This is a genomic window from Streptomyces sp. NPDC005393 (assembly GCF_040606675.1).
GTDB lineage: Bacteria > Actinomycetota > Actinomycetes > Streptomycetales > Streptomycetaceae > Streptomyces.
In genome coordinates, this window is sequence record NZ_JBEXFG010000001.1 from 404,519 (window position 1) to 427,962 (window position 23,444).

At 67.5% G+C, this 23,444-nt stretch carries 31 protein-coding genes and 6 pseudogenes; 17 read left to right on the plus strand and 20 right to left on the minus strand.

Annotation, left to right across the window (positions count from 1 at the left end):
- Nucleotides 1–182 precede the first annotated feature (182 nt).
- From ABZS71_RS01945 to ABZS71_RS01955, 3 genes are all read left to right on the plus strand, one after another.
- Complete coding sequence (locus tag ABZS71_RS01945; RefSeq protein WP_355846764.1) at nucleotides 183–686, plus strand: ATP-binding protein; 504 nt, start codon at nucleotides 183–185, stop codon at nucleotides 684–686.
- 426 nt (nucleotides 687–1,112) lie between these two features.
- The gene (locus tag ABZS71_RS01950) at nucleotides 1,113–1,733 is read left to right on the plus strand and encodes a peptidoglycan recognition family protein (protein ID WP_355846767.1); all 621 of its coding nucleotides are present in this window, start codon (nucleotides 1,113–1,115) and stop codon (nucleotides 1,731–1,733) included.
- Nucleotides 1,734–1,810: 77 nt separating this feature from the next.
- Nucleotides 1,811–2,029, plus strand: coding sequence for an EF-hand domain-containing protein (locus tag ABZS71_RS01955; RefSeq protein ID WP_356206686.1), 219 nt, complete (start codon nucleotides 1,811–1,813; stop codon nucleotides 2,027–2,029).
- Nucleotides 2,030–2,058: 29 nt separating this feature from the next.
- Here the strand turns inward: ABZS71_RS01955 and ABZS71_RS01960 are convergent, their stop codons facing one another.
- The 3 genes from ABZS71_RS01960 to ABZS71_RS01970 form a co-directional block, all read right to left on the minus strand.
- Nucleotides 2,059–2,367: a hypothetical protein gene (locus tag ABZS71_RS01960; RefSeq protein WP_356206689.1), complete on the minus strand. Its 309-nt coding sequence runs from the start codon at nucleotides 2,365–2,367 to the stop codon at nucleotides 2,059–2,061.
- A gap of 47 nt (nucleotides 2,368–2,414) precedes the next feature.
- Nucleotides 2,415–3,056, minus strand: a complete 642-nt coding sequence (locus tag ABZS71_RS01965) for a glycoside hydrolase family 25 protein (protein WP_356206692.1) — start codon at nucleotides 3,054–3,056, stop codon at nucleotides 2,415–2,417.
- 363 nt (nucleotides 3,057–3,419) lie between these two features.
- A complete protein-coding gene (locus tag ABZS71_RS01970) occupies nucleotides 3,420–3,596 on the minus strand; it encodes a CsbD family protein (protein ID WP_355846779.1) in 177 nt (58 codons plus the stop codon).
- Nucleotides 3,597–3,801: 205 nt separating this feature from the next.
- On the opposite strand from ABZS71_RS01970, the gene ABZS71_RS01975 reads away from it, so the two are divergent.
- Complete coding sequence (locus tag ABZS71_RS01975; protein ID WP_355846782.1) at nucleotides 3,802–3,972, plus strand: hydrophobic protein; 171 nt, start codon at nucleotides 3,802–3,804, stop codon at nucleotides 3,970–3,972.
- Between the two features lie 76 nt (nucleotides 3,973–4,048).
- Here ABZS71_RS01975 and ABZS71_RS01980 read toward each other — a convergent pair whose 3' ends face one another.
- The 3 genes from ABZS71_RS01980 to ABZS71_RS01990 form a co-directional block, all read right to left on the minus strand.
- Nucleotides 4,049–4,213: a hypothetical protein gene (locus ABZS71_RS01980; RefSeq protein WP_355846836.1), complete on the minus strand. Its 165-nt coding sequence runs from the start codon at nucleotides 4,211–4,213 to the stop codon at nucleotides 4,049–4,051.
- 219 nt (nucleotides 4,214–4,432) lie between these two features.
- Nucleotides 4,433–4,591 (minus strand): hypothetical protein, encoded by a 159-nt coding sequence (locus ABZS71_RS01985; protein WP_355846785.1) that lies wholly within the window; start codon nucleotides 4,589–4,591, stop codon nucleotides 4,433–4,435.
- A complete protein-coding gene (locus ABZS71_RS01990) occupies nucleotides 4,588–4,815 on the minus strand; it encodes a hypothetical protein (protein ID WP_355846788.1) in 228 nt (75 codons plus the stop codon). The genes ABZS71_RS01985 and ABZS71_RS01990 overlap by 4 nt, the downstream gene beginning before the upstream one ends.
- A 237-nt stretch (nucleotides 4,816–5,052) precedes the next feature.
- Here ABZS71_RS01990 and ABZS71_RS01995 point away from each other — a divergent pair, with 237 nt between their 5' ends.
- The gene (locus ABZS71_RS01995; protein ID WP_356206695.1) at nucleotides 5,053–5,877 is read left to right on the plus strand and encodes a helix-turn-helix transcriptional regulator; all 825 of its coding nucleotides are present in this window, start codon (nucleotides 5,053–5,055) and stop codon (nucleotides 5,875–5,877) included.
- The gene (locus ABZS71_RS02000) at nucleotides 5,874–6,098 is read left to right on the plus strand and encodes a DUF397 domain-containing protein (RefSeq protein WP_356206697.1); all 225 of its coding nucleotides are present in this window, start codon (nucleotides 5,874–5,876) and stop codon (nucleotides 6,096–6,098) included. The genes ABZS71_RS01995 and ABZS71_RS02000 overlap by 4 nt, the downstream gene beginning before the upstream one ends.
- Before the next feature lie 80 nt (nucleotides 6,099–6,178).
- On the opposite strand, the gene ABZS71_RS02005 is transcribed toward ABZS71_RS02000, so the two are convergent.
- The gene (locus tag ABZS71_RS02005; RefSeq protein ID WP_356206699.1) at nucleotides 6,179–6,418 is read right to left on the minus strand and encodes a hypothetical protein; all 240 of its coding nucleotides are present in this window, start codon (nucleotides 6,416–6,418) and stop codon (nucleotides 6,179–6,181) included.
- A gap of 53 nt (nucleotides 6,419–6,471) precedes the next feature.
- Nucleotides 6,472–6,633 carry a hypothetical protein gene (locus ABZS71_RS02010; protein WP_356206701.1) on the minus strand — a complete coding sequence of 54 codons (162 nt, stop codon included), beginning with the start codon at nucleotides 6,631–6,633 and terminating at the stop codon, nucleotides 6,472–6,474.
- A gap of 213 nt (nucleotides 6,634–6,846) precedes the next feature.
- On the opposite strand from ABZS71_RS02010, the gene ABZS71_RS02015 reads away from it, so the two are divergent.
- Genes ABZS71_RS02015 through ABZS71_RS02025 form a run of 3 tightly spaced genes read left to right on the plus strand, consistent with a single transcriptional unit; the run spans nucleotide 6,847 to nucleotide 9,234 of the window.
- On the plus strand, nucleotides 6,847–7,419 hold the full coding sequence (locus tag ABZS71_RS02015; RefSeq protein WP_356206703.1) for a PrsW family glutamic-type intramembrane protease: 573 nt from the start codon (nucleotides 6,847–6,849) through the stop codon (nucleotides 7,417–7,419).
- Nucleotides 7,401–8,870: a hypothetical protein gene (locus ABZS71_RS02020; RefSeq protein WP_356206705.1), complete on the plus strand. Its 1,470-nt coding sequence runs from the start codon at nucleotides 7,401–7,403 to the stop codon at nucleotides 8,868–8,870. The genes ABZS71_RS02015 and ABZS71_RS02020 overlap by 19 nt, the downstream gene beginning before the upstream one ends.
- Before the next feature lie 28 nt (nucleotides 8,871–8,898).
- Complete coding sequence (locus ABZS71_RS02025; protein ID WP_356206886.1) at nucleotides 8,899–9,234, plus strand: hypothetical protein; 336 nt, start codon at nucleotides 8,899–8,901, stop codon at nucleotides 9,232–9,234.
- 56 nt (nucleotides 9,235–9,290) lie between these two features.
- On the opposite strand, the pseudogene ABZS71_RS02030 reads toward ABZS71_RS02025, so the two are convergent.
- Both ABZS71_RS02030 and ABZS71_RS02035 read right to left on the minus strand, forming a co-directional pair.
- Nucleotides 9,291–9,416 (minus strand): annotated as a pseudogene (locus ABZS71_RS02030) (site-specific integrase); the annotation flags it as partial.
- A 129-nt stretch (nucleotides 9,417–9,545) separates the two neighbouring features.
- On the minus strand, nucleotides 9,546–9,797 hold the full coding sequence (locus ABZS71_RS02035) for a helix-turn-helix domain-containing protein (RefSeq protein WP_356206708.1): 252 nt from the start codon (nucleotides 9,795–9,797) through the stop codon (nucleotides 9,546–9,548).
- Nucleotides 9,798–10,168: 371 nt separating this feature from the next.
- Between ABZS71_RS02035 and ABZS71_RS02040 the strand changes: the two genes are divergently transcribed.
- Nucleotides 10,169–10,456 carry a hypothetical protein gene (locus tag ABZS71_RS02040; RefSeq protein WP_355847641.1) on the plus strand — a complete coding sequence of 96 codons (288 nt, stop codon included), beginning with the start codon at nucleotides 10,169–10,171 and terminating at the stop codon, nucleotides 10,454–10,456.
- A 224-nt stretch (nucleotides 10,457–10,680) separates the two neighbouring features.
- Here ABZS71_RS02040 and ABZS71_RS02045 read toward each other — a convergent pair.
- Nucleotides 10,681–10,980, minus strand: a pseudogene (locus tag ABZS71_RS02045) (enolase C-terminal domain-like protein); the annotation flags it as partial.
- Between ABZS71_RS02045 and ABZS71_RS02050 the strand changes: the two are divergent.
- Nucleotides 10,977–11,378: pseudogene (locus tag ABZS71_RS02050) on the plus strand (hypothetical protein); the annotation flags it as partial. The pseudogenes ABZS71_RS02045 and ABZS71_RS02050 overlap by 4 nt on opposite strands.
- A gap of 50 nt (nucleotides 11,379–11,428) precedes the next feature.
- On the opposite strand, the gene ABZS71_RS02055 reads toward ABZS71_RS02050, so the two are convergent.
- The 6 genes from ABZS71_RS02055 to ABZS71_RS02080 form a co-directional block, all read right to left on the minus strand.
- Nucleotides 11,429–12,016, minus strand: coding sequence for a hemerythrin domain-containing protein (locus ABZS71_RS02055; RefSeq protein ID WP_356206710.1), 588 nt, complete (start codon nucleotides 12,014–12,016; stop codon nucleotides 11,429–11,431).
- A 26-nt stretch (nucleotides 12,017–12,042) separates the two neighbouring features.
- A complete protein-coding gene (locus ABZS71_RS02060) occupies nucleotides 12,043–13,242 on the minus strand; it encodes a hypothetical protein (protein ID WP_356206713.1) in 1,200 nt (399 codons plus the stop codon).
- Nucleotides 13,243–13,574: 332 nt separating this feature from the next.
- On the minus strand, nucleotides 13,575–13,901 hold the full coding sequence (locus ABZS71_RS02065; RefSeq protein WP_355847649.1) for a plasmid stabilization protein: 327 nt from the start codon (nucleotides 13,899–13,901) through the stop codon (nucleotides 13,575–13,577).
- 651 nt (nucleotides 13,902–14,552) lie between these two features.
- A complete protein-coding gene (locus tag ABZS71_RS02070; RefSeq protein WP_355847652.1) occupies nucleotides 14,553–15,023 on the minus strand; it encodes an SPW repeat protein in 471 nt (156 codons plus the stop codon).
- A 504-nt stretch (nucleotides 15,024–15,527) separates the two neighbouring features.
- Nucleotides 15,528–16,100 (minus strand): cytochrome d ubiquinol oxidase subunit II, encoded by a 573-nt coding sequence (locus tag ABZS71_RS02075; protein ID WP_356206715.1) that lies wholly within the window; start codon nucleotides 16,098–16,100, stop codon nucleotides 15,528–15,530.
- Complete coding sequence (locus ABZS71_RS02080; RefSeq protein WP_356206718.1) at nucleotides 16,097–16,252, minus strand: hypothetical protein; 156 nt, start codon at nucleotides 16,250–16,252, stop codon at nucleotides 16,097–16,099. Before ABZS71_RS02080 ends, ABZS71_RS02075 begins: the two co-directional genes overlap by 4 nt.
- A 174-nt stretch (nucleotides 16,253–16,426) precedes the next feature.
- Between ABZS71_RS02080 and ABZS71_RS02085 the strand changes: the two genes are divergently transcribed.
- The 3 genes from ABZS71_RS02085 (at nucleotide 16,427) to ABZS71_RS02095 (ending at nucleotide 18,669) form a co-directional block, all read left to right on the plus strand.
- On the plus strand, nucleotides 16,427–17,098 hold the full coding sequence (locus tag ABZS71_RS02085; RefSeq protein WP_356206721.1) for a hemerythrin domain-containing protein: 672 nt from the start codon (nucleotides 16,427–16,429) through the stop codon (nucleotides 17,096–17,098).
- Between the two features lie 125 nt (nucleotides 17,099–17,223).
- Complete coding sequence (locus ABZS71_RS02090; protein ID WP_356206723.1) at nucleotides 17,224–17,958, plus strand: DUF2071 domain-containing protein; 735 nt, start codon at nucleotides 17,224–17,226, stop codon at nucleotides 17,956–17,958.
- 48 nt (nucleotides 17,959–18,006) lie between these two features.
- Entirely contained in the window at nucleotides 18,007–18,669 is a 663-nt protein-coding gene (locus ABZS71_RS02095) for a hypothetical protein (RefSeq protein WP_355847661.1), read from the plus strand.
- A gap of 103 nt (nucleotides 18,670–18,772) precedes the next feature.
- Here the strand turns inward: ABZS71_RS02095 and ABZS71_RS02100 are convergent, their stop codons facing one another.
- Nucleotides 18,773–19,027 carry a hypothetical protein gene (locus ABZS71_RS02100; protein ID WP_356206725.1) on the minus strand — a complete coding sequence of 85 codons (255 nt, stop codon included), beginning with the start codon at nucleotides 19,025–19,027 and terminating at the stop codon, nucleotides 18,773–18,775.
- Nucleotides 19,028–19,043: 16 nt separating this feature from the next.
- Nucleotides 19,044–19,310: pseudogene (locus ABZS71_RS02105) on the minus strand (hemerythrin domain-containing protein); the annotation flags it as partial.
- A 5-nt stretch (nucleotides 19,311–19,315) separates the two neighbouring features.
- Here ABZS71_RS02105 and ABZS71_RS02110 point away from each other — a divergent pair.
- The 3 genes and pseudogenes from ABZS71_RS02110 to ABZS71_RS02120 all read left to right on the plus strand — a co-directional run.
- Nucleotides 19,316–19,762: pseudogene (locus ABZS71_RS02110) on the plus strand (SDR family oxidoreductase); the annotation flags it as partial.
- Nucleotides 19,763–20,524: 762 nt separating this feature from the next.
- A complete protein-coding gene (locus ABZS71_RS02115) occupies nucleotides 20,525–20,695 on the plus strand; it encodes a hydrophobic protein (RefSeq protein WP_355847668.1) in 171 nt (56 codons plus the stop codon).
- 310 nt (nucleotides 20,696–21,005) lie between these two features.
- Nucleotides 21,006–21,131 (plus strand): annotated as a pseudogene (locus ABZS71_RS02120) (hypothetical protein); the annotation flags it as partial.
- Between the two features lie 892 nt (nucleotides 21,132–22,023).
- On the opposite strand, the gene ABZS71_RS02125 reads toward ABZS71_RS02120, so the two are convergent.
- On the minus strand, nucleotides 22,024–23,406 hold the full coding sequence (locus tag ABZS71_RS02125) for an L-serine ammonia-lyase (RefSeq protein WP_356206727.1): 1,383 nt from the start codon (nucleotides 23,404–23,406) through the stop codon (nucleotides 22,024–22,026).
- Nucleotides 23,407–23,444 lie beyond the last annotated feature (38 nt).

Below are 23,444 nucleotides of genomic sequence, written 5' to 3' on the forward strand. Positions count from 1 at the left end.
CCGGTTCGGGTACGCTGGGTGATCACGCGAACGCGCGGTGACATCGCTGGTCAGATGGGGTGTTTTAACTCCCTAACTGCCATTGGCATATGTCGGATCCGGTTTGTGGAGCCTGGGGCTCCGGTGTTCGGGATCCTATGGTTCCGCCCCGGACGGCCTTTCGGGCGGCCATGATGGGGGGCATGGCGGGCTTGGAGGGAATGGAGCAGCCGCAGCAGCGCACTGGTACGGCTGCGGTACGGCGGATGCCGTCCGTCGAGGACGATCCGGCTCTCAGGGCGCTCGAACTCTTCGGGAATCCCGCGGTCGAGGAGGTGCGGCTGCCCTCCCGCCCCGAATCCGCGGGGACGGCCCGCCGGTTGGCCGAATTCATCGTTGTGCGGGACTGGGGGCTGGCCTCTCAGCTCGCCGAGTACACGGTGCTACTGGTGTCCGAGCTCGTCGGCAACGCCGTACGGCACACCGGCGCCCGCACCTTCGGACTGCGGATGCTGCGGCGGCGCGGCTGGATCCGGGTCGAGGTCCGCGATCCGTCCCGCGGGCTGCCGTGTCTGCTGCCGGTGGGCGATCTCGACACCAGCGGGCGCGGGCTGATGCTGGTGGACCAGCTCTCCCAGCGGTGGGGCGTGGATCTGCTGCCCTGCGGCAAGACGACATGGTTCGAGATGCGGGTGACCGAAGGCTGAGCCGGCGTACGAAAGAGGTCCCCGTGCCGTCGGCGCGCGACGGTACGGGGACCTCTTCCGCCCCGGCCGTGGAGCGGAAGGGGTGTGCTCCGCGGCAAATGGGGGAACGACCTGGCCCGGGTCAATGGGGGTCGCGGCCCCGACTATCGCAGACGTGCTAGATCACTTCCAAGCCAATCCAAGGTGAGCTGTAACACTTGCCTTGTTAATGGCGGGTAAGGGGGCATATTTCCTTCGTTGTCTCCTTCTGGGCTCGGAATTTCCAGTGGTCCAGACCGTGACGCGAAATCTTTCTTTGCCCGGCGGTCCTTGGCATGGCCCTGTCGGCCGTTCACCATGGAACCGCGCTACGCGCGTCAAGCCCCCCCACGCCGCACCCCTACGCGTCACATCCCTTGTCTCGGCTACGCATTCGGGAGACCCCCCATGGAAGCGCACGGCCGCACCCCGACCCGTCGCACCCTTTTCCGCTCAGGCGCCTATCTCGCCACCGCCGCCATCGGACTCGCCGCCACCGCAACCCCCGCCCACGCCCACGACAGATACCGCCGCCGGGCCGCCGTCGCCTATCCCCCCACCCACTGGATCCCGGCCTCCACCTCCAACTACCGCGTCTCCAGCCGCCCGACCTCGTATCCGATCGACTTCGTCGTCATCCATGTGACCCAGGAGACCTTCCCGGACGCGATGAAGATCTTCAAGGACCCGGCCAAGCAGGTCTCCGCGCACTACATGGTCGCCTCGGCCGACGGCTACATCGGGCAGTTCGTCCGCGAGAAGGACGTCGCCTGGCACGCGGGCAACAAGGACTACAACAACCGCAGCATCGGCATCGAGCACGAGGGCTGGGTGGATCAGCCCAAGTGGTTCACGGACGAGATGTACGCCTCGTCCGCGGCCCTGACCGCGGCCGTCTGCGACCGCTACGGCATCCCCAAGACCCGCGACCACATCATCGGCCATGTGGAGGTCCCCGGCACCGACCACACCGACCCGGGCCCGCTGTGGGACTGGGACCGCTATATGGACCTGGTCAACGGGGCCTGATGCGCGTCCGGCGGGCCGCCGGCCACGGACCGCTAATCTGTGCGGGTCAGAACACACGCACGGAAGGGGCGGAACAGGTGTCGGACTTCGAGGCGGCGCGCAAGGCGTTCGAGCGGTACGACCTCAACGGTGACGGTCAGATCACCGCGGCCGAGTACAAGAGCGTGATGGCGCAACTGGGGGACCCGTATGTCACGGAGCCCGTCGCCCAGGCCGTCATCAACGCCCATGACTCCAACGGTGACGGGCTGCTCACCTTCGACGAGTTCTGGGCGGCCCAGAGCAAGAAGGGCTGACCGGGCCGCACGGCGGCGCCGCCGGCGCGTCAGCGCCAGCCGCGCCGCTGTGCGCTCGCCCGCCGTCTGCGGTCGTTGCACAGCAGACAGCGGCCGTAGCCGGGCGGCAGCGGATCGTCCGGGTCCCCGTACAGCGGATCGACGGCCCCGCGCGGATGCTCGGCGCAGCCCGTCGCACCGTGCGTGGCCGTGAGCGCTCCGGCCGCGGAGAGCGCCCGGCGCAAGGCGTCATTGAGCAGCTCGGTCTCCTGGCCGGAGGGCGTGGCGTCGAGTGCGAAGGCGATGTCGGACGCGGTGGTGAGCGCGCTGCGAAGTTCGCGCAGATCTGCGTAGCTCATACCGGGCAGCGTAGGCGCACCCACTGACAGCGCCCCGCCCGGCCGCCCTACGCCTCGCTCTCCCGCACCTCCTCCGGGCTCCGCGCGGTGCCCTCCGAGCCGGTGTCCTCCGGTTCCCCGACGGTGAGCGCCGCCCTGCCGGGGTCGGCCCAGGCCTTGAGCGCGGCCTTGCTGGAGAAGTCGGCGACGTCCTTGTCGAGCGGGCGGTCGGTGTACTGGTGGATCCGCCACTTCGCCTTGATGCGCGGCTTGCCCGCCGTCACGTAGTCCGCGATCCACAGCCCGTCCCCGGCGTAGGACGTGGTGTCGTGGTTGAGCCAGAAGTCCCGGTTGCAGTACAGCATCACGCGGTGCGTGGGCCGCAGCTTCTTGACCTCCCGGATGAACCGGTCCTTCTCGGCATTGCCGGCGCGGGTGCCCGAGCCGGTGGTCTCCCAGTCCACGGCGAGCAGATCGTGCTGCTTGGACGCGCACTTCTCGACGAAGTAGCGCGCCTGCGCCGCGATGTTGCCGGGCCACAGGAAGTGGTAGAAGCCGACGACGCACCCCGCCTCGCGCGCGCGGGCCGCCTGGGACGTCTGCTTCGGGTTGATGTACGAGCGTCCCTCGGTGGCCTTGATGAAGACGAACGCCAGCCCGTCCGCGTCGAAGCTGGTCTGGTGCGAACTCACGTCGATGCCGTGGAGCATGGTGCCTGCCTCATGGGGGAGAGAGAAGGATGGGAAGAAGGGCGTGCTCCCTTGTCATGCCCGGCCCAGGACCCTATGCAACGGGGACGGCGTCGCGCGTGCGATGTTCACGAAAGGGGTTGTACAGCCGCAAAATGCGCGGTTTCCCTTCGGGGTCGTGGTATGGCGACGAGGCTACGGTCGACGATCAGCTCCCTGTGACGCCGGTCGTGGGGCCCGTCGCGGGGCCGTCGCGTTCGCCGGGCCGGCAAGCGTGATGCTCGGGCGTCTCGCATTTCGACCGTCTGATCAGCCGCTGACCCGACGAGGCCCGCCGCACCCTTCGTCTGGGTGCGGCGGGCCTTTGGATGACGAGGTGGGACCTCAGCGGCGGCGGAAGACGTCCTTCATTTTCTCCTTCGCCTGCCGCGTATCGCCCTTGGCCTGCTGGGCCCGGCCCTCGGCCGTCAGCCGCTCATTGCCCACGGCGCGCCCGACGGCCTCCTTGGCCTTGCCCTTGAGCTCGTCGGCCTTCGCCTTGGCCTTCTTGTCAGCAGCCACCGCACTCACATCCCTAGGGTCTCGACAGCGGGTGCTCATCCCCCGGGTAACCGCAGATCCCGGATGTAAAACATGTGCCACGTCGGGGCCATGGGCCGACCTTGGAAACTTCCCCTGGTTCCCCTCGGATGCCCTGAGAAACATGCAGATTCAAGTGCGTGAGCTTCGTTCCGGAGGGCACACGTGGTGCTGGAGGTTGATAACCATGATTCCCCTGCTTCTCGTTCTTCTGCTCGCGCTGGTTCTCTTCGGTGCCGGATTCGCTCTCAAGGCACTGTGGTGGATCGCCGTTATCGTGCTTGTCCTGTGGCTGCTCGGCTTCGTTGTCCGCACCACGAAGGCAGGCGGTGGACGAGGTCGCTGGTACCGCTGGTAACGGGTACCACAGACAGTTCCTCGTGAACGCGGAAAGGCCCGGGCCTCGAAGAGAGGTCCGGGCCTTTCCGTGCCGCTCACCCCGACCCGACGGCGTCCGCGGTGGTCCGCAGGATGTCGCAGGTGTTCCGGAACTCCTCCGTCAGCCGGGTGGCCTCGACGACCAGCACGCCGTAGGGCCGCGTGGGGTCGGCCAGGCGCGCAGCATTATGGAGTGTGGCGTCGGGCGCTCCCTTCCCCATCCGGCGGGAAGCGGAGGGCTGCGGCGTCGGCCGTCCACTCGACGCCGCCGCCGGCCGGACGGAGGAAGGCGACGCGGTTCCCGGCTACCTGGTGGTCGAAGAGCAGCTCGGCCCTGCTGTGAATGGCCTGCACCACCCCCGTCCGCCTGCTGACCGGGTCATACGCCGTCTGTCCGGGCCCCGGGCGGCCCGGACAGTCCGTCCTCTCGGTTCCGGTGCTCATCCACGTCCCCCTGATTGCCTGGGCACGTAGGCGCTGTGGGTGGGATGGCGGCGGCGCAGAACCTCGTAGTCCGTCGCCTTGCTGTAGTCCCCGGCCTGTTTCGCTTGTTCGCGCAGCACCTCGTAGTGGCGGCACTTGGGGCATGGGTCGTTCATGCGTCACCTTCCGGGTGTTGCCTGGACGGCTGGACGCCGTCCTCTGCTTGCTGGGCTTCGGCCTCGCGCTGCCGTTGCTCGCGCGTGAGGTGTGCGCGGACCTTCGCGCCCATCAGGTCGGCGAGCCGCCACAACTCCGCGAGAGGGGGCTGCGGCTGTCCTTCGTCGCCCGACTGCTGTTCCTGGTTCTCGGCGGTGGGGGAGGCCGGCGTGTCGGGGGTCATTGGTTTGCCTTGGCGGGTTGCGACCGCTGACGGCGCGAGATCAGCCGTCGCGCGATGTTCGCCCATCGCGCGGATTCGCTTATGTGTTCGGAGGGAATGACCATCGGGGGAACTTTCTGACCTGGATGCCACTTGCGGGCTTTAATCACTGTGTGTACTCCCAGCGTTGCGGTGAGGAACAGCGAGCAACAGGGGGTTGAGCACACCAAGCGGCTTGGCGTGAGGGGAGAATCACAGGTGAGTGAGGCGAAGGAAGGTCAGGAACCGACCAGCGGAGCGGCGTTCCTCGGAGCCGAGGTGCGGACTTGGCGGTTGCAGGCGGATCTGAGCCAGCGGGAGTTGGGCTTGAAGGCCAACTACGGGCAGCAGTATGTGGCCAAGGTGGAGGCGGGCGAGCGGCTGGCGAGTCCTGAGTTCGCCGACGCGTGTGACCGGATCTTCGGGACGCCGGGTACGTTCGCGCGGCTTCGGAAGCGGGCCAGCCAGTTCGGTTACCCGGACTGGTTCGTGCCGTACGTGCAGTTGGAGCAGCAGGCGACAGGTATCTCGAACTACTCGGCTGCGCTCGTCATGGGCATGCTGCAGACGGCCGAGTATGCACGGGAGGTCTTCCAAGCCGTGCATCCCAGGGAGAGCGCGAACAACATCGACCCGATGGTCGAGGGGCGGCTGCGGAGGCGGGAAGTGATGGAGAGGGATGCGCCTCCGCTGCTCTGGTGCGTCCTGAACGAGGCATGCCTACGAACTGCGGTGGGCGGCGCCGAGGCCATGGCCGAACAGCTTGCCCACCTGCTGAGGGAAGCGGAGTCTCCGCACATCACCCTTCAGGTACTACCGTTCGCGGTGGGAGCACCCCCAGCGGCAGAGAGTTTCACGCTTCTGACGTTCGACGAAGGGCCGAACGTCGCCTACGCAGACACGGCGATGGCGGGCCAACTGATCGATTCAACAGAAGCGGTGGCGAACGCGACTGCCGCCTATGACCGGCTACGGGCTGCCGCTCTGCACCCCGACGAGTCGTTGGCCATGATCCGTAGAGTGATGGAGGAGTACGCCCGATGAGGACTGACCTCGACCTGTCCCGTGCTGAATGGGTCAAGTCCAGCTACAGCAACGGTAACGGAGGTGAGTGCGTGGAGTTCGCGCCCGGCATAGCCGCCACCGCCGGGGTCGTCCCGGTCCGGGACAGCAAGAACCCGGCAGGCGCGGCCCTGATCTTCTCGGCGGACGCATGGGGATCGTTCACTACTGCTCTGCGGAGTGAACAGTTTCCCACCGCCTGAGGTGTAGTGCCGCTGCAGCCCCGTTTGTTCGCGCGCACGCCTGAGGACGAACGGGGCCGCGGGCGCAGCCTTACGCGACGTCACGGAAACGTACCGTTGCCGGTCAGAAGGCCGTCCGCGATCCCTAGTCCGGTTGCCTTCAGCTTGCGCAACCCTGCCTCTTCTAAAGTGATTTGCTCATCCACACAGTCCAAGCGCTTCAGAAATGTGCGTTGTTCGGCGAGGTCCAGGTGCGGGAAAGGGCATGCGCGCACGTCGCCCTTGCTGCCCGCCGAGTCGGCGAAGTCCTTCAGTAGATACTCGTAGGCGGCGCCGATCATGTCGGGGAACTCGAAGTCCTCGCCGCGCAGCCGCAGGCTGCCGAAGTGGCCGATCAGGGTCGAGAGCCGAGCAGCGGATAGACCTCGATCGACTTGCCGTCGGGCAGCTCCACGGTGCGTGTCGCCGCCGCGTCCTCGTCATGAGGAACGACGAAGGAGAGCTCCTGCTCGTCGCGTAGGGACAACGCGTTCGCCACGCGGAATCTCAGCAGCATGCCACCCTCCTCACCGGCACAAAGTAACCGTGATGCGGCAGCATGGAGTGATCGTCTTGCACTCCGGTCAGCACGGCCATGACGTGGACGGTGAGGCCGCCTCGCGGGGTCTCCTTGTCTGTGCGGCGGATCCACTGAGGCCACCTTGCCCCCCTCGTGCCCACGTCCTAATCTCGCCATCTGAGTCGAACGGCCGTTTGGGGGAGGCTGGGCGTGGCGTTGCTCATGGTGGCCGCGACCGTGTACGGGGTGGCGCAGCTGCTGATCCTGGCATCGCCGACACGGTCGGTGCGGATTTCCACAGCACTGCTGACGATCGCGGTCGGCGTCTACGGGTGCGGCCTCGCGGCGGCGCTGCTGGAGCTCGCGTACACGCGGAGCGTCGCGGAGGTGACCGGGGACTCGCTGACCAAAGTTGTGGAGACCGCGAGCTATACGGTCGACCCGGTCATCGAAGAGCTCATCAAGGTCATGCCGCTGGTGCTGATCGGGTGGAATATCAAGATCCGCCGGCAGTGGGGGCTCACCGACCATGTGGTGCTCGGCGCGGGACTGGGGGCCGGGTTCGGGCTGCTGGAGGCGTTGGCGCGGTTCGGGCTGGACGCGGACCGGGCGATCGCGCATCCGGCCGGGGCTGGGCCGTTCCCGACAGCCTCCGCGCCCCCTATATCCCCGGCCCCGAACAGGTCTTATCCGCCTGGTTCCCCGCTCCGCAGGGCACCCTCGAACTGGGCGACCTCACCCCGAGCGCGGCTACCAGCCCTCACTTGGTCTACACGGCTCTGACTGCCCTCGGCGTCGGCGTCCTCCTGCGTGCGAGGGGCTGGATACGCGCGCTCGGCGCACTACCGCTGGCTGCCACGTCGGCCCATCACATGCTGACTAACTACGCTGCCGCGCACCCGATCGACCGCGACGCCGCGTCGCTGGTCGACACGTTCGAGGCGATGCTGTGGGTCGTGCCGCTGGCGTGTCTAGCGGTCGCCATGGCCGTCGATCTGCGGCAGCTTCGGCGCGGGAAGTCGGTCGTGCCGGGCGTCCTGCTGTACGCGGAGCGAGCCGGGGGTTCCGGCCTGACCGCGCTGGCGTCGTACGGGGCCTGGTGCGTTCCCTGGTCCACGCTGATCGCATTGCGCTTCGCCCGGCTGCGGCGGTCCTTGCTCTACGGGGTGACGGGCCGGGCACCGTATCCCGGCGCCGAAATTCTGCACCGCACCGTCGCCTGGAGCGTCGCCCAGATCGACGCCTCGGACCGCGAACACGCCTGGCGGGGCGTCGGCTTACGGGACGTGGTCACGGCGGGGCGTGGCATGCGGGACTGGCGCCGGAAGTGGTTCGTCCTCATCTCCCTCGGGCTGATGGTCCCGGCCGTGGCCCTCCTGGGGGTCGGCTCCTTTCCCGCCGCGGCCGAAATCCAGGAGCGCTTCGCGTCGGGCAATGGCCCGTACATCCTCGTGGGCTTCGGGATCGCGGGCCTGCTGTGGACTGGCTGGCAGCTCGTCCTGCTGCTGCGCGCATGGCGGGCGACCCTCGCGTCGCCGCATGGCGAGGTGCTGGCCACCATCCGCTTGCGCGTCTGGACCGCGGCGGGCGGCTGTGTCACGGGTGTGCTGCTGTTGCTGAGGTTGCGGGACGGTGTGGGGCCGGGCGACCCGGTGATCCGCAATCTCCACCTCCTGGAGGCGCTGAACAACTTCCTGGCCTACCTCGGCTTCGCCCTCCTGCTGATCGCGCTGACGGCTCTCATCCCGCCCGGCGGCGGGCTCGGGCTCGCTCTGGCAGGCGCCAGAGTGGGGGCGGGCGTCATCACCCAGGAGGCCGCCGTCCACGCGGCCGTGTACGGCGCCCTGGGCGTCGTCCTCATGGCCGCGGCCGGCAACGCGAGCTCGCCTGACAGTTCCTCCCGCCAGCAGGGGGAGGATGCCTCGAAGTCCGCTGATGAAGATCAGCAAAACTTGACTTTCGAGCCGTCACCCAAGCATGGCCAGGCACAAAGGGGAAATACTGCCCCTGAACCTGCAAATCCTCAGAGCACCCTGGAGGACTCGATTACCTTCAATCCGAATACGACGCGACGGGTGGGAGTTGACAAAGGCCGGGGAATTCGCCGTATTCGACGAAACGCACAATGGGACCGGCATATATCATGGTCATGTCCGGAAGTGGAGCGAACTGAGTCAGCAGATGCAGAGTGCCCTGCGGAAGGCAGGCCTCGTGACGGCCAAAGGCAAGATTAAGTAGCCCCCCCCCGGCTAGGAGTATCCCATGCAGTATGAGAGGCCCCGGCAGGTAACTGCGGAAGAAGCCGCAGCGACCTTCCACTCTGGGCAGCCGCGAGAAATTGCCGAGACTTTGATCGCAGCCTCTTTGAGCCTTCAGGACAGGGAATGGGTGGAGCAATGGCTGATTCACTTCAGCGCTCACCCTGCTTCCGACGTGCGAAGGGCCGCTGCTCTCTCGCTAGGCCACCTTGCCCGGCTTCACCGGCAGGTTTCGCCCCAGGCAGTTGAGGCGGTGGGGCAACTTCGGGATGACCAGTCTCTTTCGGGTGCCGCCGCTGACGCACTCGAAGATGTAGAAATTTTCACGCGTGATTCGTGACCGGGAGCCGTGGAGGCTCGGCGACCTCTGTATTGCGCCAGGGCAGAGTGCACTCGACGGACCCCGGGGATGCCCTTGACGCGATAGCGCATGCCCTTCCCGTATAGGGCAGTTCGTTCACGCTTCCCGGTCTCCTTGTTGGGCCGCTTCTTCAACCATCTGTCCTCTATGTAGCCAGCCAAGGTGGTTACTGCTCCTCGTTCGGTACACCCGGGATCCCCGGCGATCGGTTGGTGTGAACGCATCCGGGCGCTCGTCCTTATCCCGCGTTCGCGGATGCGTTGCTGAAATATTGCTTCTGCCGGCAGCGGCTACCGCCTAGCACGTGACGTACGTCGCGTGCGCTTCTGGGTCAGGGGGTTGAGAGCCGGGTTGGAGCGTGAATCTGAGCGCTCCTGGGTTGCAACCCATTCATTCAGAGCAGATATCCGATACATCACTCGTCCGCCCATCCTGAAACTGGGAGGGTCCTGACGGCGGTGTCGCCATACATAGAGGGTGTTTGGGGATATGCCCAATATTGCGCCGCCCGGGGGAGTGTAAGAAAGGCTGGCTTCGCGCACGGCGCTGTCGCTTCGGTCATGCTGACCCCACTTCGGTTGCTTGCTGGGTCAGCATCACCAAGGAGTGACGATTTGGGTGAACCGAAAATAGGTGATATGGGGAGCCCTGGACATCGTGGCAGGCGATGTAATCAAGATGCCCACATATGGTGTCCACTGCGGCCGGGTCTGTCTCGCCAGCTCGGTGAGGCCCTCAGACCCTTTCCGCCAGAGGTCGGCGGCGGCCGACGCAATCGCACCACTGTCATGTGACACAGCAGCGACCGATCGAACGGGGACCACGAAGGCGAGGAGCGGGGGATCCGAGTGGTCAGACGTCTCCAGCCGCGCCGTATCACCCTCGCGGCGGCCGTGAGGCGGTTGCTCTAACCGTGGAGGAATACGAGCAGCTGATCGCCAGTCGACGGCAGATCGGCGGTCAGAGCGCCCGGGTACGGGTGCTCGCCCAGCAGGCCAAGCGGACCGAACGGCTTCTGCAGGACCTCAAAACGCTGATCGCGACCCCGCCCGCGAGCTGTCCGGAGCAGGGCAGGACCGTTCCGACGGCGTGCGCGGCATCGTGCCCCCCGCAGGAGGCAAGGGCGGAAGACGCGGATGCGGGCTGTCTGCGCTGCGCGATAGCGGCGCTGTTGCGCCATCACCGGGAACCGGTCTCCTGAAGCCCTCGAACTCCTCCACCGAAAAGCGACCGGTAGGAAGTTGAAAGCCAGCACCGGCGAATCCATCCTGCCTCCTTGCGCCCAAGCGCCATTCTCTCCCCAGCTCCGAACCGGCGAGACGTCGCGACACCATGTCACCTGGGCGCCCTTCGCGCTCAGAACATTGTGATACTGCGCTACGACAGTCCGGCGGCCGGGCACGGTCGTGTCCCGCGTCGTCGGTGTCATGCCTTGCGGTGTCGCGCGGCCTGGTTGTGCCGGAAGGTGAGCCCGTGGCCGGGTTCACCGGACGCGCCGGGTCGAATGTTTCCGCCGGAGGGGTCGAGCGTGCCGTCGAAGAGCATGTTTTCGATCCGGACGTGGTCGTGGAACCACTCAAGGTGCCGGAGATTGGGGATGGCCGCGGCGGCGTGGGCGTGGAGATGAGGGGCACAGTGTCCGGAGATCTGGAGGCCCAGTCCTTCGGCTACGGCGGCCGCGCGCAGCCAGACGGTGATGCCTCCGCAGCGGGTGACGTCTGCTTGCTGCCTGGCTGCGGTATCCGACGGCGGTGGACGCCGCGCTGGTGGCGATGGCGGGGCCGGGCGGCTCTGCCCGGTTGGACTGGCTTCTGGGTGGAGATCCGCGTGAGGTGGCCGAGGCGGACTACGCCTGGCGTACCTGGGTGGACGAGGTCGTGGCGAGCTGGGCGGCAAGCCTGCTCACCTCTCCCGCTCTGGCCGATGCGGCCGTAGCGGCGCTCGCGGGCTGCGAACACGCTGCCGCATCACCGGTCGACTTCCGCCGGCTGACGACTCCCGACGCGTACGACCGGCGGGCGACCCCGCTGCTGCGCCACCCGGATCTGATGGCACCGGTCATAGATCTGCACCATCGGCAACTTCTTGATCGTCTGCACAGCGACCCCGTGGGCGCGGTGTGATGGTGAGGACGGTCGCATCGTCCTCGCCATGAGCGGTGGCGCCTGCCTCGTCAGCGGTCCTTGCCCATGGCCTTGCGGACGGTGTCGCGGGTCCGATCGATCATGGCCGCCATCGGACCGAGTGCGACGTTCTTCGCTGCCGTCTCCACTCCCGGGTGCGGGTGGGTGGGAGCCATGGCCTCGGCGGTTTTGACGGCTTTGGCCATGGTGGCCAGCTGCCCGGGATCGGTCCGTCGCCGCAGCTGAGCGAACTCGTAGCGCTCCTCGGAGCGGGCGTGTTCCATGACCTCGGTGCGCAGCTGGAGGAGCATGGGCAGGAACTGGGGGTTTTCCGTGCCCATCTCATCGAGTCGGCTCAGCTTCTCCTTGGCCTGCTTTTCCTCCCGCAGCCGGTCCTCGACCAGCTGATCGCCGCCGTCGAAGGTCCGGCGCGCCACGGGGTGGACGACTTCCTCCTCCGCCGTTTCGTGGACCGCCAGCATGCGGACCAGGCGGCGGAAGGCATCCTGTCGCTCCTCGCCCGTGGTCCGCTCCACCTCGTCGAAGAGATTGCGGATGTCGCCGTGTTGGCGCATCAGCAGCGCCACCACGTCGTCCTGGACGTCGGCGGCGGCGTCGTGAGTCTGATCTTTCACCATGTCCTCCCTTGAGCGGGGCAGCCGGGTCAGTCGCGTGAGCGCAGGGACCGCACCGGGTGTTCGCCCTCGGACAGCCGGTATTCCCGGCCGAACATCTCGCGGTGCTGCTCCATCACGCGCTCGCTCGGCGGCTGGTCGCCGTCGTTGAGCTGGGCCTGCATGGCCTCGAACCGCTCATGGGCCTCGCGTACGTAACCGGTGCCGAGGGTCGTGAGGTCCATCTGGGTGTCCAGCAGCTCACGGAGGTACGCCTTGTTGGGCTCGAAGGTGAGCACGTTCGGCAGCTCCGGGGCGACGACCTCTTCGGGCTCGCGGCCGTCGTTTCGGCGCATGAGGTCGCAGGCGATGCGCAGGTGCTCCAGCTCCATGTTCAGGTGCAGCTCCCACACGGCCTTCACCTTGGGGTCCGGTTCCTGCTCCATGAAGGAGTAGTAGAGGTAGCACTCGTTGTACTCGTGGTTGACCAGTTGCTCCCACCAGGTCTCGCCCGGGTCGACCAGGGACTCGTAGTGGGTGACGTGCTCCTCCTCGATGAGCCCGATCTCCTGGTAGAGCTGTCTGGCGATCGGCTCCATGTACTGCGGGCCGACGTTCATGTAGAAGTTCATGGTCTGCTGCTCCGCCGACATGATCGTCAGCGCGTGGAGCTTGGACAGCGGGTCGGTGTGGTTCCGGTCGTAGGGCTCGCGGACGTTGTCCACCGGATCGCGGTGGTGGAACCTTGTCGGACGGCCGGGCATGACCTCGGTCAGACCCTGGACGATCTCCTCCGCCTTCCGGTGCTCGATCATCTCGTACAGGTTCGCGTACCGGTACAGGTGATCAAAATCTTCCAGCACACCGAACTGGTATGCCTGCGTGAGATACGGATCGGGCTCCATACGGGCCACCCACGCCGTCAGATCCACCGCCACCTGCTCGTAGGCGATCGTCGTCTCCAGCACCGAGGCCACCCCGGGCAGAAGCCAGTTCACCACCTTCTGCTGCTGCGCCTCGATAGAGCGGGTACGGGCCAGCTGCCGCTTCACTTCCTGGTCCCGGCAGTGGCGAGCCATCTGGTGGCTGAACAGAATCGCCTCGACCTCGATCCCGTTCATCGCGATGATCCGGCACCGCGTATAGGGGTCGCAGTGATCCGGGTCGATCGGGGCAACATCCAGCTCACGCCAGGTGCGCAGTTGGCGGTCAAGCGGGATTCCGCGCTGCTCCAACGGGTTGAACGGCATACAGGCTCCTACGAGGCGACGGGAATATCTTCCGTACCCGGCCCAGACGCCGAAAATGCGATTATTTGACACATTCCGCCTGTCGGCGGAGCCCAGAAGACTGGCGAACGCGAAGGCATTCGAAGTTCAGGGGGACGAGGGGCCATACCGGACTCTCCCCGGTGGATTCCTCCCAGCAGCGTGCGGGGCACCCCGCTCCCGATCGGTAGACCCTGCTTCCAGCAGGCCCCGGGTCCAGGGGCGGGGCCGCAGGGCGGGAGGGATGTCGACGAGGGCAACCCTGCTCGCGTTTACACCGCGGCACCGCCCCCGCAAGGGCGGTACCGTTCCAGTCAGCGGCCGAGTGCCTTGGCCAGCTGTTGCTTGTTCATGTTCGAGCGGCCCTCGATGCCACGCTGCTTCGCCTCGTTGTAAAGCTGATCGCGGGTCGGACCCTCAGGGCCCCGGTGGGAACGCTCGCCGCCTCGCTGCGGCGCGGACTTCCTGTCCTGCGTCGAAGTCTTGCTGGCGGACTTTGCCTCTCCCGAACGAGCGCGTTCCTTATTGACGGTGCGGGCCGCGATTTCCTTGGCACGGCCGGTGGACGTACCGCGCTTCTCCGCGCCTTCCTTGATGTGTTCGTACTGCCGTTCACGCTTACGGCTGGATCCTGCCGGCACTGTCCTGCCTCTCTTTCCCTATTCGCCCCGAGCATGGCGCGATCCCGGAACTGGCACGGGGCACGTCGCGAGGCGCGAGCGGCTCCCGCTATTTGCCGCGAAGGGTCGGCGATCTCCTTGTCGGCGATCTGGTCCCCTCCCTCCAGGTGGCGGCGAACGGCAGGGAGAGGTGCTGTTCCTCGGCGGCTGAATGGCGCACCACTTCGATGACCAGTGGTCAGGCGGTCGCTTCCGTTCGGAATTTTCCGAGTGACGGCCTGGATCTCGTCAAAAAGGACGTCGACCTCGCGGTGGTCGGTGGCCAGTTCGTCGATGACGTCCCCGCCATCCCCGCCCTGCCATCACAACCCTCACTGCCTCGTGGCGGCTACAGTGTCACCGCCCGAGTTCCCTCGAATTATCGCTCTCTGACAAGCATCCCGCCAGGGCCGCCGACCGCACTCCCACGCCGTCCTTCGCATGTCACTGGCTGGAATGAAGGACACACCGAGCGGTACTGGGACGCGGAAGACCTATACACGCGGGCCGATCAGGACGGCGCACGGATAGGTCCGGTATGCCCACGTCTTCCGGCCCAGTCCGCTGCAGACGTGGGCACGGACGAATATGACGCCGGTGCGTCGGGCTGGCGGCGGCGTCGCAGGCCCCACATCAGCGAGCCGTCCGGGCGGTGCGGCTGTGGCCGCCCCGGTCGGTGTCGCTCGCGGCCGCGCTGGCAGCGAGTGCGAGCAGCAGCGCGATGACGCCGATGATGATGTTGTTGACCACGGTGCGTGTGGTATCCACGTTACCGGCCACTACCCACGGCGCGACGATGGTCCAGACCCCGAGCAGGGCGGCAGCCCACGCCCTGGCGTGCGTGCGCTCGTAGGCGAGCCCGAAGCCGCTCAGCAGCAGCGCGTAGGCGATGCCGGTGATCAGGTTGTTCACGGTCAGGGTGCTGAAGCCATTGAAGCCCGCGATCCATGGCGACGCGGCCAGGTACAGGCCGGTGATGAGGGCCAGCGCTTCAACGGCCTGTCCCTGCTGGGTCGATGCAGCCCGCTCGGCCCGGGCGTGGCGCTCCCGCATGTCCAGGATGTCCGGGTGGGACTCCATGGTGGTGTGCGTCCGGTCGGTCATGATCGCCTCCTGCTTCTGGGGTCCGGGTGTCCCGCTGAGAGCCGGGTACCCGCCAGATGGCCGCACACCCACCCGGCCCCGGACACGTCACGCCGCCATCCGGACGGACACCGACGGCCGACAGCTCCAAGGCAGCGCCCGCCAGGCACAGGGGAGAAACACTCCGTCGGCATCGCGGCATCAGTGACGCCATCAACGTCAGCGAACGCGGTCCCCCTCTGCCACGCCCCGTTCCGTGCGCCCCCGCCGCGGCACATGGCCATCGCGAGCGGCCGTCGAGCGTGTCGGGTGCCGGCCCCCGTGGCCGTTGCCGCCCCGGGTACTCAAAACCGTCCCGTCGCCGCCCAGGTGGCCACGGGAAGGCATTGCGTGCTTACCCGGTGGCCGAGGCTCTGTTCGAGCCGTGGGACGCGCCGGCATGACGACGGGCAGCTGTGCGCCCACGCAGCCTGAGTCGGCCAGGGGGTCTCACTTCGATACCGTGCCGTCCCGAATCAAGCGCCGTCATGTGTGTCTGTCTCCGCCGGTCGGCTGGTCCGCCTGGGTGGCCGGTCGAGGATGGGCGCGCTGGAAGGTGGAGTACAGCCACCACAGGGACGGCAGCAGGAGAACGGCTCCGGCTGCGAGGGAGACCAGGCCGGCCGACAGGACGGTGTCGGTGGCAAAGGCGTTCTGGAGTGTGGCGCCGGGCAGCAGGCGGGGGTACTGGGCGATGCCCCAGCCCCATAGCAGGCCGGCGACGGCCAGGGCGGCTGTCAGCCGCACGGCCAGAAAACGTTGGCCCCACCTCAACAGGCCGAGCGAGACCAGCCCCGACGCCACAAGAGGATCAGCAGAGGCAGGGCGCTGCCGGAGGTGAGTTCGGAGTACAGCTCGGGCGCGTCGACATGCAGAGACGACGAGCCCTGCGGCGGACAGGACCCCGACGACGAGGCCCGTGACGAGGGCGCGGCGGCGGAACGCCTCGGTCAGCGGCATATCACCGGCTCGCTGGGCGTCTCGGGTGAGGTAGACCGCAGCGAGGTAGGCGGCGGTTCCCACCGCGAGAGCCCCGCTGACAACGGAGGTGGGGTTCATCCAGCTGGAGACCGTGTCGCCTCGGGTGATGCCCGCGGGGACCCGGCCGGAATGTCCAGGACGGCGGTGTCCTCGGTGACGTTCTCCCGGTGCAGCGCCTCGGTCAGCAGCCACGTGTCATGCTGCGGCGCGTACACCCTCGGAGGGGTCATCAGCATCATCCACCACGAGTACCCGCAGATGGCGCCGAGGCACGTCTCGCGGCCCGGAACAGGGGTATGTGGCCCGCTTGTTTCTTCGTGCCGGGGTTACCCGGCCAGCGACCGGCCAAGGTCGCCAGGGGCCGGCCGCTGCCACTGGCCTTCCGAGCCTGAACGGAGAAGCGCATGATCAAAGCCATCAAGGAACAGACCGTCGGGCAGTTGGGCGGAAAAGGGAGTGTCCTGGCGCGGCAGCGGCGCGACCATGCTGAGATCGACCAACTGATGGACCGCTACGCCCTTGCTGGAGGCGACGATCGGCAACGTGTGCTGAAGGAGCTCGTCCAGCTTGTCTTCAGCCACGCCTTCGCCGAGGAGACCGTGCTGTGGCCGGTGGTCAGGCGCAGTGTGGCGGACGGAGAAGAGCTCACCTGCCGCGTGGAGGAGGAGCACCAGGAGATCAACGACCTGGTCGCCGAGGTCGAGCGCATGCCCCAGGGCGATCCCGTGCGTGAGGAAAGGATCGAGCGCGCCTTCGGCCTGATCCGTCAGGACATCCGCGACGAAGAAGACCTGCTGCTACCGCGGCTGCAGGAGACGATGGACGCGGCCCGGCTGCGCCGGCTCGGAGCGGTCTGGGAAGCCGCACGTCTGACAGCCCCCACCCACCCGCACCCCGTCGTCCCGCGGCGCCCTCCGGGCAACGCCGTCCTGGGCGTGCCGCTGAGCGGGTATGACCGGTCGCGCGACCTGCTCGGTGGCACCGTCGGTCATGGCGCCAGGAGGCTGCTGGCCTGGGCCGCGGGCTTGTTGTTCGCGGCCTTCACCGCAGCCCGACGGCTGCGCAAGAGGTCGTGAGAAGGCTCTGAGTAACCGCCCTCGGACACCCTCGGCGTACCCAGCTGGTCGGATGGGGGCGGGGTGTTCCCCTTGCTCTTGCTCTCTGCACGTTTCCGCAGGCGATGGGTGGGGACTCGCCCTTTATGGTGGCGTATGGATCGGAGCAGCGGGTTCGTGTTCCCGCGTTGCGGGCCGGCTGGCTGACTCAAGCGTTCGTGCATTGGCCCTTCCGTCCGGATCAGCTCCAGGCTCTGGTGCCCGAGGGGCTGGTCGTGGACGAGTACGAGGGTGCGGCATGGGTGAGTCTCACGCCCTTTGTCATGGCGGACGTGCGTCCCCCCGGCATACCCGCGGCCGTGCCGGGGCCTCCGACGTTCGCGGAGACCAATCTGCGGACCTACGTCCGGCGTCCGGACGGGCGGGACGGGCTCTGGTTCTTGTCCATCGAGGTGGCCTGCCCGTTGATGGTGGGAGCCCGTGCCGTCGGCGCACCGTACAACCCGGGCAGACTGAGTGTCTCCCCGAAGGGCGATTCCATCTCATACGTCGGCTCCCGGTGGGGCGGTACGCCGTCGTACCGCCTGGTTGTCCGCCGTGGCGAGCCGATGACGCCGACCGATCGGGACATATGGCTGACCTCGCGCTGGCGGGCGTACACGCGCCGACTCGGCGCGCTCTGGGAGACGCCTGTCGAGCACGAGCCCTGGCCGTTGTCCGATGCCACTGTTGACGTGCTTGAGGAGACGCTGACCACCGCGGCGGGCCTTCCCCCGCCCCTCGCCGAGCCCGTGGTGCACTTCTCGCGAGGCGTCAGGCATGTGCGTCTCGGCGTCCCCCGGCCCGTCGGGCCTTGGGCGGCCCCGGCGGATAGTACCTGAGCCCGTTGCACAGCTGGCACTGTCCGAGGACATGCAACGGGAGCGAGCATGAGCCGAAAACACGGCAAGGCCACCCGCCCCGCGCGGCTGCGCTTCGAAGGATGGATCGCGGGCACGGGCACCTCCTCCGGGGCGCGCATCGTACTGGGACACTGGAAGCGATCGCCGTTCGGGCCGTTCAGCGACGTGATGATCGAGCGAGCGAACGGGGAACGGCTGCTGTTGGCTCCCACGCGGGAGACGGCGGACTTCATCGCCCGCACCTACACCTTCGACACGGTGGGCATCGTCCCGGTCCGCGTGAGCGTCGAGGCGGGCACCTGGACCATCAAGGCCGGGTCACTGGACGTGTGCTTCACCACCGGTCGACGAGGACCCGTGGGACTTGCGCTACGTGCTGTGCCCGGCGCACTCGCCCGCCGTCCTGCCTGGAGCGCCTTGATGGACTTCCCCGCCCGCCTGCTGCTGACCGGAGTGCGGACCCGCGGCAGCACCGGCGCCGGGCGCCGTGAATGGTACGGTGCGCGGGATCTGAGACCGATCGGCGCGGTTTCGGCGGTCTTTGAAGGCGATGACCTCGGCGTAATGGCGCCGGTCGAACCGCCTTTGCGCTTCGGGTTCGGTTCGGTGCCCCGGAAACCCACCGTCACACGGATCACCACGACGGTGGCACCGAGCTGGAGCGGCGCACCCTTCAGGTCCCGGGCCTGAGCACGGGCCGACCAGCCGTCCCTGAGCCTTTCCCCTCAACGCCGGCGGCTTTGTCCATCAACGCGCCGTACGCCAGTTGCAACGGGGGGCGGCGGGGTCCCCGTCAGCGGCCAAGTGCCTTGGCCAGCTGCTGCTTGTTCATGGTCGAGCGGCCCTCGATACCACGGTGCTTGGCCTCGTTGTACAGCTGGTCGCGGGTCGGGCTCTTGGGGCCGCGGTGCGAACGCTCGCCGCCTCGCTGCGGCGCGGAGTTCCGGTCCTGCGTCGAAGTCTTGCTCGCGGACTTCGCCTCTCCCGACCGAGCGCGTTCCTTGTTTACCGTGCGGGACGCGGTTCCGACGCTGGACGGGGCGGCCACGCAACGCGGGTCTCCGTTATTTTCCGCGTCCGGTGACGAAGTCGCGGGCTCGGTCCACCAGCCCTGCGCCGGGGGCGAGGATCTTGTTACTCGGCGGCGTGTCCGGGGCGCTGGGGTGCGGCCGAGTGGGGGCGGTCTTCTTCGCGCGCCGGACCTTTTCTCCCAGCTCGTGCAGCTCATCCGCGTCGCAAGCCTGCCGCAGCTGGACAAAGAGGTTCTGCTCCTCATCACGGACGTGGCTCGTGACCTCTGTCTTCAGCTTGGTGACAAGCTCGTCGAAGTCAGCGGGGACTGGAAGCAATCACCACCGAGCAGTTCGACCGCGTGATGCGCACGAATCTGTACGGCATGTTCTGGCTCTGCAAGATGTCCCTGCCGCATATCCCGGAAGGCGGCAGCATCATCAACACCACGTCGGTGCAGGCATACAAGCCCAGCCCTCACCTGCTGGACTACGCCACGTCCAAGGGCGCCATCGTGACCTTCACCCAGGGCCTCGCCGGCAACCTGGCGGAACGCGGCATCCGGGTAAACGCCGTGGCCCCCGGCCCCGTGTGGACACCTCTCATCCCGGCCACCTTGCCGGACACCTCGAAATTCGGCGGCCCAAGCCCCCTGGGGCGCCCGGCCCAGCCCGCTGAGATGGCACCCGCCTACGTTTTCCTGGCATCACAGCAGGCCAGCTACGTCACCGCCGAGATCCTCAACGCCACCGGCGGTACACCCCTGCCCTAGCATCGCCTGCCCTGACCGGCATCAACCCGCACCGGCCCCCGGGGGCGGGGGCCAGCGCCCGCAGCATTCGCTGTGCGGACGCACTCATTCTCGGCATGTGCCGGCCGCGCGGACGCGAGTGCCTGCTCCATGGCGCACGACGTCGCGGGCGGGCTTGTCACGGCGTAGCCCTTGGTAGTGGGCTCCGTTGGGGGCCACTCGGTGAAGGCACTGCGGACGGGTGTGGAAGCCGATATGAATCTTTCTGACGCGGGCGATCCGAACCATGGCCGCCGACCTGCCGGGCATGAACAGCCGTACTGGTGGCCGCAGTTTGGTACTTGCTGTGCTGGGTGACATCGGCCAATACCTGTCAGACTTCGGTGTGAGGCGACGCCGAATGCTTCCCTGCCGCCCGGAGTTGGTTGCGCATCAGCGCGATCGCAGGCCACAGTATCCACCGCGCATAGGGCATCAGCCGCAGGGAAGGCGATAGCCGTGCGCCTCAAACGCTTTCAGCATTCTGACGAAGGGATATCCGCCATGCCTTACGTCCTTCACCGCCTGTACCGGGGACTGCGCTTCATCGGGGTGCCCCGGAAGAAGCGTCCGACCGGCGCCCCGTCTCGCCTCGGCCGAGGCCCCCACGGCGTAACTGCCGCATCGATGATCCAACAGGTCGTGCACAAGCGAAATTTGGTCCGGAGGAGCGCCGATGGAGCCCGGGAATAGCGTGCATGGCGCGTTCACAGGGGGGTACTCGGCCCTCGGAGGTTGATAATCATGGTTCCCCTGCTCCTTGTCCTGCTTCTCGCTCTGCTCCTTTTCGGTGCCGGATTCGCTCTGAAAGCATTGTGGTGGATCGCAGTCATCGTTCTGGTCGTCTGGCTGCTCGGCTTCGTGGTGCGCTCCACAGGAACCGCCGGGCGAAAGAGCCGCTGGTATCGCTGGTAGAGGCTGAAACGCTCTTCTTCCCAGATCGGGCCGGACCGGAGTGGTCCGGCCCGACCGCGCGGACGCCCCAGGACACAGCACCCGCATGCCTCCAGCAGGTGGCGACCCGCCCGCACACCCAGGTCGAAAGCTGAAATCACATGCCGTCACTGACCGATTGGGCCTGGAATGCGAAAGGCACGACGCGGCGCTGACGCAGTGGGCCCAGGAAGGCGCGCGGCGGTGAAGGACGACGCGAAGCAGTCGAAGCCGGGCAAAGGAGCCCGTCGGCGGCGAGGATACCACCCTCGCCGACGCTCTCGGCGACAACATGCGGACCCGGAACTACGACCCCGCACAGGGCCGCTTCACCGCCAAGGACCCCTTGAAGCCGGGACAGAACACCCCGGCCGAATCCTCCTACGTGTACATCGGCAACAGTCCGACGAACCGTTATGACCCGGCCGGTACCTGCTGGTGGATCCCCGGCAGCGGCGACGAGAGCTGCTGGACCGCCGAACTGCCGGGCACTGAATTCATCCCGTTGGAACCGGCGCTGGACAAGATCGGCAGCGCGTTCGTCGACACCTGCACCTCGGGGGCCGACTACGCCAAGGCGAACGGCCGCTGGGGCTGGACCGGCTGCGTGGACGAGTTCACCGGAGTCGGTTCGGCGCGCCGAGGCGTGGACTCGTTCCAGCACGGTGACGTGGCCGATGGAACGGTTCAGTCCGCGAACGGCTCGGCACCACCCACCTCAACCTGGACGGCACTGTCATCCGCACCGACCGTGTGGCCGCCGCCGGCCCCAACGGCGCGGACCTGTGCCGTCTCGCCTGTGCAGACTTGACAAACCAGGCCAGCATGTTGATGAGGCGAGTGACTCGTGTAGGTATTCTCCATTGCTGGGCGGCAGGGGAGCGCGGACGCCTTTGGACAGGGCAACACGCGGTGCGAGCAGCGGGACCGCGACATGCGTTCTGATCTGGGAAGACGGATCTGGTACGACCGCGCGGCACAACCCAGCATGACCCCTATCGGGCTCGTAATGCGTAGGCGATGGCGCGGTGCGTCTTAGTCGTGAGCACTCGTGTAGTCACGGGCCACCCGAGTTGGACCGGGGCCGTCGCTGTCGACCCGCCTGATCGACGAGTCATGGGCGAGCAGGACACGGGGCCGATGCACGCGAGTCGGGCCGCGCAACCGCGGGGTCCCGCAGGGGCATCCCAGGGACTTTTCAGGGACTTTCGGCTCTGTCAGAGGGACTTCCCAGGGACATTCCGCCGTACAGACGAGGAAGTCCGTGACAGAGCTGAAAGACGCGAATCACCTGGTCAGCGCTGGTTCCGTCAGCACTCGATGACGTTCACCGCGAGCCCGCCCCGCGCCGTCTCCTTGTACTTGACTTTCATGTCGGCGCCCGTCTCCTTCATGGTCTTGATGACCTTGTCGAGGGAGACATGGTGGCGGCCGTCGCCGCGCAGTGCCATGCGGGCGGCGGTGACCGCCTTGACCGCGGCCATGCCGTTGCGCTCGATGCAGGGGATCTGGACGAGGCCGCCTACGGGGTCGCAGGTGAGGCCGAGGTTGTGCTCCATGCCGATCTCGGCGGCGTTCTCGACCTGTTCGGGGGAGCCGCCCAGGACCTCGGCGAGGCCGCCGGCGGCCATGGAGCAGGCGGAGCCGACCTCGCCCTGGCAGCCGACCTCGGCGCCGGAGATGGAGGCGTTCTCCTTGAAGAGCATGCCGATGGCGCCCGCGGCGAGGAGGAAGCGGACCACGCCGTCCTCGCCGGCGCCGGGCACGAAGTGGGTGTAGTAGTGGAGGACGGCGGGGATGATGCCGGCCGCGCCGTTGGTGGGGGCGGTGACGACGCGGCCACCGGCCGCGTTCTCCTCGTTGACGGCCATGGCGTAAAGGGTGATCCACTCCATCGCGCGGGCGGTCGCGTCGCCGTCGGAGCGCAGGGCGCGGGCGGCGGTGGCGGCGCGGCGGCGGACCTTGAGGCCGCCGGGCAGGATGCCCTCCTGGGACAGGCCGCGGGTTACGCAGGACTGCATGACCTGCCAGATCTCCAGCAGGCCCGCGCGGATCTCCGCTTCCGTGCGCCACGCCTTCTCGTTCTCCAGCATGAGGGCCGAGATGGACAGGCCCGTCTCGCGGGAGAGCCGCAGCAGCTCGTCGCCGGTGCGGAAGGGGTGGGCGAGGACGGTGTCGTCGAGCTTGATGCGGTCCTCGCCGACCGCGTCCTCGTCGACCACGAAGCCGCCGCCGACCGAGTAGTACGTCTTCTCCAGCAGCGGATGGCCGTCGGCGTCGTAGGCCAGCAGTGTCATCCCGTTGGCGTGGTACGGCAGGGAGCGGCGGCGGTGCAGGATCAGCTGGGACGGCTCATCGAAGTCGATCTCCTGGCCGGCGCCGATCTCGGCGCCGAGCAGCCGCAGCCGCTTGGTGGTGCGGATACGTTCCACCTCGCCGTCGGCCGCCTCGACGTCGACGGTGCGCGGGGAGTGGCCCTCCAGGCCCAGCAGGACGGCCTTCGGGGTGCCGTGGCCATGGCCGGTGGCGCCGAGCGAGCCGAAGAGCTCGGCGCGTACGGAGGAGGTGTGGGCCAGCAGACCCTCGTTCTTCAGCCGGCGGACGAACATCCGCGCCGCCCGCATCGGGCCGACCGTATGAGAGCTGGAGGGACCGATGCCGATCGAGAAGAGGTCGAAGACGGAGATGGCCACCGGGTGAACTCCTTCGCTGCACGGGGGCGTGCGGGGTG